The organism is Streptomyces sp. AK010, from assembly GCF_014207295.1.
In the GTDB taxonomy this organism is placed as follows: Bacteria; Actinomycetota; Actinomycetes; order Streptomycetales; family Streptomycetaceae; genus Streptomyces; species Streptomyces massasporeus.
The window spans coordinates 1-2,902 of record NZ_JACHCX010000056.1; the positions used below are offsets into that span (position 1 = coordinate 1).

General features: G+C 73.0%; 2 protein-coding genes. Both read left to right on the top strand.

The features are described 5' to 3' along the window. The coding region (locus HDC93_RS37485) for a phosphopantetheine-binding protein (protein ID WP_260420015.1) at window positions 1–1,007 on the top strand (1,007 nt) is incomplete at its 5' end. Window positions 1,008–1,064: 57 nt separating this feature from the next. Continuing rightward, window positions 1,065–2,902, top strand: a 1,838-nt coding sequence (locus HDC93_RS37490) for a type I polyketide synthase (RefSeq protein WP_185015228.1), incomplete at its 3' end; no start/stop codon positions are given.

The window sequence follows — 2,902 nt, forward strand, 5'->3', positions numbered from 1 at the left end:
GCCGGCTGGCCGAGGGTGAGGATCTGCGGTCTGCGGACTACTGGGTGACCCAGGTCCGCCAGGCCGTCCGCTACGCCGACGCCGTCACCACCCTGGAGTCCGAGGGCGTCACCACACTCCTGGAGATCGGCCCCGGCGGCGTCCTCGCCGCCCTCGCCTCCCAGGCCGTCCGCGACCCCGACGCCCTGACCGCCACCGTCGCCACCCGCCCGGGACGCCCCGAGCCGGAAACCCTGGTCGAGGCACTCGGCACGCTGCACGCCCGAGGCGTGCCCGTCGACTGGGAGTCGTACTTCACCGGCTCGGGAGCGCTCCGGGTCCCGCTGCCCACCTACGCCTTCCAGCGCCGGCGGTACTGGCTCGACGAAGTCACCCCCGGCAGCCGTGACATGGACCCGGTCTCACGCGTCACGCCCGACATCCCGGAGGAGGCGACACTCAGGGCGGTGCCCCTGGCCGAGCGGCTCGCGCCGCTGGGCGACGCACAGCGGGAGCAGTACCTCCTGACCCTCGTCACAGAGCTGGTCGCGAAGGTGCTCAAGCATCCCGACACCTCGGCCGTCGTGCCTCACCGCCCCTTCCAGGAACTGGGCTTCGACTCCCTGACCGGCGTCGAACTGCGCAACCGTCTCGGTGCCGAGACCGGTCTCTCCCTGCCCGCCACCGTCGTCTTCGACCATCCGAACCCCGCCGCGCTCGCAACCTACGTACAGGCACAGGCGGCAGCGGCCACACATGGTACCGAGGCCGGATCGGTTCGCTCCGCGGCCGAGGAACTGGACCGCCTGGAGGCGTCCGTGGACGCCCTGTCGGCGGACGGCTCGCATTCCGGCACCGACCGCGTCGCGCTGTCCGAGCGGCTGCGGGCGCTGGCCGACCGTCTCGCCGGACCGGCGTACACACCGCCGCCGTCCGTCGCCGGCGCCGATGCCGCCGCCCTCGGGGACGCGTCCGCCGACGAGATCTTCGACTTCATCGACACCCAGCTCGGCCGGGCCGCGGACTGACGCCGCCCGCAGTCCCGCACCACCACCCTTCCGGTACCGAGGAGAGACTGATTCCGCATGTCCGCTGACATGTCCCGCGCGCAGGAGCAGGCCCAGACCAGGGAACAGAAGCTCGTCGACTACCTGAAGTGGGTCACCGCCGACCTGCAGAAGGCGCGCGAGCGCATCGAGACGCTCGAGTCGGCCGCCACCGAACCGGTCGCCATCGTCGGCATGGCGTGCCGCTTCCCAGGCGGCGTCACGTCACCGGACGACCTGTGGCGCCTGGCCGCCGAAGGCCGGGACGCCATCAGCCCGTTCCCCGCGGACCGCGGCTGGGACCTCGACGCGCTGTACAGCGCGGACCGCGACGAGCCCGGCACGTCGTACACCCGTGAGGGCGGCTTCCTCGACGGCGCCGCCCTGTTCGACGCGGACTTCTTCGGCATCTCGCCCCGCGAGGCCCGCGCGATGGACCCCCAGCAGCGCGTCCTCCTGGAGACCGCGTGGGAGGCGTTCGAGGACGCCGGGATCGACCCCGCCACGCTGCGCGGCAGCCGTACCGCCGTGTTCGCCGGCGTGATCGAGCAGAGCTACCTCGGACTCGAAGGGCCCGCCGAACTCGAGGGCCACCTCATGACCGGCAAGCTCAGCAGCGTGGCCTCCGGCCGTATCTCCTACACCTTCGGTCTCGAAGGCCCGGCCGTCTCGATCGACACGGCGTGCTCGTCCTCGCTGGTCGCCCTGCACCTCGCGGTGGAGTCCGTCCGCCGGGGGGAGTCCACCCTCGCGCTCGCCGGAGGCGCGACGATCACCGCCACCCCCGGCGGATTCATCGACTTCTCACGCCAGGGCGGACTCGCCCCCGACGGGCGGATCAAGTCGTTCGCGGCCGCCGCCGACGGCACCTCCTGGTCGGAGGGCGTCGGCCTGCTGGTCGTGGAGCGGCTGTCGGACGCGGTGCGCAACGGGCACCGGGTGCTGGCGGTGGTGCGGGGCAGCGCGGTGAACCAGGACGGTGCCTCGAACGGTCTGACGGCGCCGAACGGCCCGTCGCAGGAGCGTGTCATCCGTCAGGCCCTCGAGAACGCCCGTCTCACGCCCGCCGAGGTGGACGCCGTGGAGGCGCACGGCACGGGCACACGGCTCGGCGACCCGATCGAGGCACAGGCCCTGCTGGCCACCTACGGCCGGGACCGGGACCGTCCCCTCTGGCTGGGCTCGCTGAAGTCCAACATCGGCCACACCGTCGCCGCGGCCGGTGTCGGCGGCGTCATCAAGATGGTGCAGGCCATGCGGCACGGCCTGCTGCCCCGGACCCTGCACGTCGACCGGCCCACACCCATGGTCGACTGGAACTCCGGCGCCGTCGAACTGCTCACCGAGGCCCGCGAGTGGCCCCCTCGGGCAACGGCCCCGCGCCGCGCCGCCGTCTCGGCTTTCGGCGTGAGCGGCACCAACGCCCACGTCATCCTGGAGGAGGCCCCGGAAGCGGAGGACACCGCCCCGGACCAGCCGCACACCCTTCCGGACCGGTCGCGGACCCTTCCGGACCAGCCGCGCGCGCTCCCGGCCGTCCCCTGGTTGCTCTCCGCACCGGACGAGGACGCCCTGCGCGCCCAGGCCCGACGGCTCCACGACCACGTCGCCGCCCACCCCGAGCAGTCCGCCACCGACCTCGCCTACTCCCTCGCCACGACACGCACCCTGCACGACCGCCGCGCCGTCCTGACCGGAACCGACCGCGACGACCTGTCCGACGCCCTCCATCACCTCGCCGAGACCCCCACGAGCTCCGAGGCGCCTGTCCGTTCCGGAGGACTGGCGGTGGTGTTCTCGGGTCAGGGTGCGCAGCGGGCTGGTATGGGGCGGGAGTTGTATGCCTCGTTCCCGGTGTTCGCGGGGGCGTTGGATGA